At 74.1% G+C, this 4,325-nt stretch carries 5 protein-coding genes; all 5 read right to left on the minus strand.

Features of this window, described 5'->3' with window-relative positions:
* Positions 1-57: 57 nt before the first annotated feature.
* A complete protein-coding gene (locus ACFXA3_RS36940) occupies positions 58-351 on the minus strand; it encodes a DUF1330 domain-containing protein (RefSeq protein ID WP_385194636.1) in 294 nt (97 codons plus the stop codon).
* Positions 352-384: 33 nt separating this feature from the next.
* Positions 385-1,818, minus strand: a complete 1,434-nt coding sequence (locus tag ACFXA3_RS36945; protein ID WP_385194638.1) for an MFS transporter — start codon at positions 1,816-1,818, stop codon at positions 385-387.
* On the minus strand, positions 1,815-2,177 hold the full coding sequence (locus ACFXA3_RS36950; RefSeq protein ID WP_385194645.1) for a MarR family winged helix-turn-helix transcriptional regulator: 363 nt from the start codon (positions 2,175-2,177) through the stop codon (positions 1,815-1,817). Before ACFXA3_RS36950 ends, ACFXA3_RS36945 begins: the two co-directional genes overlap by 4 nt.
* A 127-nt stretch (positions 2,178-2,304) precedes the next feature.
* Positions 2,305-2,454, minus strand: a complete 150-nt coding sequence (locus ACFXA3_RS36955) for a hypothetical protein (protein WP_385194640.1) — start codon at positions 2,452-2,454, stop codon at positions 2,305-2,307.
* Positions 2,455-2,470: 16 nt separating this feature from the next.
* Complete coding sequence (ggt, locus tag ACFXA3_RS36960) at positions 2,471-4,276, minus strand: gamma-glutamyltransferase (protein WP_385194643.1); 1,806 nt, start codon at positions 4,274-4,276, stop codon at positions 2,471-2,473.
* Positions 4,277-4,325 lie beyond the last annotated feature (49 nt).

Below are 4,325 nucleotides of genomic sequence, written 5' to 3' on the forward strand. Positions count from 1 at the left end.
CCGGGTTCGCACCCCGGCCCCCACGCGCATCACGGTGAGGATCCGACCGGACCCCGGTCAGTCGGTGCCTTCGACGATGCGGAAGTCGCGCTCGACGCCGTCGGAGAGGGCGGCCAGCGCCTCCTGGTAGGCCGCACTCTCGCGCGCCGCGACGGCCTGCTCGAAGCTGTCGAACTCGACCAGGATGGTGCGTTCGGCGATTCCGGCGTCATGCGCCACGACCCGACCGCCACGGACGAAAGTCCGACCGCCCGCGGCCGCCACGGCCGGACCGGCCAGTCTGTTGTAGGCAGCCAGCTTCTCGGGGTCTGAAATGGTGCGGTAGACGCTGACCCAGTAGCCCTTGGGCATGGAACCTCCAGTGTTGGAACGAGTGCATCCGGCTTACGGGTTGGTCCCGGACGGGCGTCGGCGGGCGAGAGCGAGGCTCGTCAGCGTCGCGATCGCCATGACTCCGATGCCGACCAGCGCCGCGGTGGTGTAGGCGCTGTCGTCGGGGAAGAGGTGGCCGGGGCCGGTGCCCGCGGCGAGGATCAGGCCGCCGATGGCGCTGCCGAGGGAGTACCCGACGCTGCGGACGACGTAGTTGAAGCTCATGGCGCTCGACGTCTCGCTCCTGGGGGTGACGGCCAGGATGACCCCGGGCATCGCGGCCGAGAAGCCGCCGACACCGAAGCCGAGCACGCCCATCGCCGCGAACAGTTGGGCCAGGTCCGACCGGGCCGCCGCGAACAGGGCGAACCCGCCGCCGACCACGACGGCGCTGCCGGCCAGGAGCAGGGGGTCGGCGATCCGCTTCCGGACCCGCGGCGTGAGCTTGCCGGCGACGAACCCCAGCACCGAGAACGGGATGAGGACCAGCCCGGCGACGAAGGTCGTCAGCCCGAAGCCGTAGCCGGCGCCGTGCGGCGTCTGCGCGTACCGGGTGATGAGCGTGAGCAGGAGGTACATGCCGATCCCGCCGGCGAACATGGCGAGGTTCGCCCCGGCGACCGCCGGGTGCCGCAGCGCCCGCACGTCGACCAGGGGCGTCGTGCTGCGCAGCTCGATGACGGCCCAGACGCAGAGCAGCACCACCGCGACGACGGCGAGGCCCGCCGCCACGGCGAGGTGCCGGCTCCACAGGTTCCGTTCGCCGGCGAGGAGCAGCACCAGGAGCAGCGCGGCGGCCAGGACGACCGCGCCTGCCACGTCCACGCGGGCGGAGCGGCCTTCGGGGGCTTCGGGCATGGAGCGCCACGCGGTCAGCAGGGCGGCGGCGGTGACGGCCAGGCCGAGGCCGTAGGCGGCCCGTACCCCGCCGAGCTCGGCGAGCAGTGCGGCCAGCGGGTAGCCGACGCCGGCCCCGATGATCGAGACCACCGAGATCAGGGCGATCACGGCCGCGCTGCGCTCCTCGGGGAGGTGGTCCCGGGCCACGCCCATCATCAGCGCCGTCAGCCCGAGCCCGACGCCCTGGGCCGCCCTGCCGGCCAGCAGCCACGCGAACGGCAGCGGCAGCACGGTGAGCGCGCTGCCGGCGACGACGACCGCCAGCGTGGCGAGGACCGTGACCCGCCGGTGCGGGCCGGCTCCGAGCCGGCCCAGGACCGGCGTGGCGACGGCGCCGCTGAGCAGCGCGACGGTCAGCGTCCACTGCGCGCTGCCCAGCGGGACGTGGAACGAGGTCGCCACGCTGGTGATGAGCGGCGTCCCGAGGCTGGCGACCGCCGCCACGACCAGTGCGATGAACATCAGGGCGGGGACCAGCAGCCGTGCCTCGGAGCGCGCCACCGGGAACGTCTTCGCCGCGACCCCGCCGGCCGGCTGCCCGGTCACTGATTCGGCCCTTCGCGGTCCTGGCTTTCGAGCTCTGTCAGATGCTTCAGCGCCGGAAGGGCCGCCACCAGTGCCTCGACCTCGTCGCCGGTGAGCTCGCCGATCAACCGTTCGAACGCGTGGACGCCCGCCTGGCGCCGCGTCCGGACATAGGAGGCGCCGGCCTCGGTCAGGCACACCAGCGTGACCCGCTTGTCGGACGCGTCGCCCCGCCGCTCGACCAGGCCGGACTCCTCCATCACCCGGACCAGGGAGGTCATCGCGGGCTGGGTGACGCCCTCGACCGCGGCCAGATCGGTGATGCGCCGCGGGCCGGTCCGGTCCAGGGTGGCCAGGGTGGCGGCGGACGTCAGGCTCATGTCCCGGGGCAGGCGTCTCGCGGCCCTGGTGGCCAGGCCGTAGAGGGCTGCCCCGATGGCGGCGGAGGCACCAGGAGCGGTGTCATGACGACTCATGCCCGAAGCATAGCATTTTTATATTCATAGTTTATGGAAATGGCCGACCGGCGCGGGCGGCCGGCCGGTTCGGCTTCGCCCGCAGCGGCTCCGGCTCGCCCCGCACCTGGACCGGCAGACCGGGCACCTCGCCGACGGCCCGGACCGTGACCGGCCCGGCCGCCTCCCGCACGATGGCCACCCGGCCGCCGATGGTCCTACGGCTTGCCCTGCGGGTGGACCACCATCGCCGAGCCCCCGCCGCGCCGGGTCGGCTCGGCCGCGGCCAGCCAGCGCCCGTCCGGGAGCCGCTCGACCCCGGTGGCGGCGCCGATCTCCGGGTTCTGCCGGAAGGCCTGGCCCAGCGCCTCCAGCTCGGTGCGCAACGGGCTGTTCCACAGGCCCGGTTCCAGCTCGGTGGTGGTCTGGTTGCGCTGGCTGGCCCGCGGCGCCGCGATGGCGTCGACCAGCGGAAGGCCCCGGTCCAGGTGCCCGATCAGGGTCTGCAGGACGGTGGTGATGATGGTGGCGCCGCCCGGGGAGCCCACGGCGAGCACCGGGCGCCCGTCGTCGAGCACGATGGTCGGGGACATGGACGAGCGCGGCCGCTTGCCGGGGCCGGGCAGGTTCGGGTCCGGGACCCCGGGGGCGGCCGGGGCGAAGGAGAAGTCGGTCAGCTCGTTGTTGAGGAGGAAGCCGCGGCCCGGGACGGTGATCGCGCTGCCACCGGTGGACTCGATGGTCAGGGTGTAGGAGACGACGTTGCCCCAGCGGTCGGCGACCGTCAGGTGCGTGGTGTTCTCCCCCTCGTACGTGGTCGGGGCGGCCTGGCCGGAGCCGCCGCAGGCCGCGGGGTGGCGCGGGTCGCCGGGGGCGAGCGGGCTGGTCAGCGTCCGGTCCGGGGAGATGAGGCAGCCGCGCGAGTCGGCGAACCTCTGCGAGAGCAGCTCCTTCGTCGGCACGTTCTCGGCGGCCGGGTCGCCGACCCAGCGGCCGCGGTCGGCGAACGAGATCCGCGAGGCCTCGATGAAACGGTGCAGGTACTGGGTCTCCGACAGCTTCGAGAGGTCGGTGCGCTCCAGGATGTTGAGCGCCTCGCCGACGGTGGTGCCGCCCGAGGAGGAGGGCGCCATGCTGTACACGTCGAGGCCCCGGTAGCCGACGCGGGTCGGGGCCGGGCGCTTGGTCTCGTACGCGCGCAGGTCGCCGGCGGTCAGGTCGCCGGAGCGGACGATCCGGGTGGCGGCCGGGTCCACGGGGGGCTTGCGGACGGCCCGGACGATGTCGTCGGCGATCGGGCCCCGGTAGACGGCGCCGGTGCCCTTGCGGGCCAGTTCCGCGTACGTGGCGGCCAGGTCGGGGTTCTTGAAGGTGGAGCCGACCACCGGCAGGGCGCCGCCGGGCAGGAACAGTTTCCTGGTGTCGGGGAAGTCCTTGAAGCGGTCCTGGTTGAGCTCCGTCTGGGCCCGGAAGGTCGCGTCGACGGTGAACCCGTCGCGGGCCAGTTTCTCGGCGGGCCGCAGGAGTTGGCCGAGCGGGCGGCTGCCCCAGGCGTCGAGGGCGCTCTTCCAGGTGGCCGGGGTGCCGGGGACGCCGACGGAGCGGCCGCTGGTCTGGCCCTGTTCGAACGGGATGGGGACCCCGTTCTCCTGGAACAGGCCGGCGGTGGCCGTCGCGGGGGCGGTTTCGCGGCCGTCGACGGTCTGCACCCGGCGGGACTTGGCGTCGTAGTAGACGAAGTAGCCGCCTCCGCCGATGCCGGCCGAGTACGGCTCGGTGACCCCGAGCGCGGCGGCCGTCGCGACGGCGGCGTCCACGGCGTTGCCACCGGACCGCAGGACCGCGAGTCCGGCGGCCGACGCGTCGGCGTCGACGCTGGCGACGGCCCCGCCGTACCCGACGGCGACCGGGACCTTGGCGGGCGTGCCGCCCGTCGCCGGGGACGGCGGGGCCGCGGCGCCGGTGGAGACCAGCGCCCCGGCGAGGGCGGCGAGCGCTAACTGACGTGTGGCCAAGCGACGCATCCGAACCTCCAGTCGACGGCCTGTCGGACCCCACCGGACAGGCATGAAC

It is taken from the genome of Streptomyces sp. NPDC059456, from assembly GCF_042750055.1.
GTDB lineage: Bacteria > Actinomycetota > Actinomycetes > Streptomycetales > Streptomycetaceae > Streptomyces.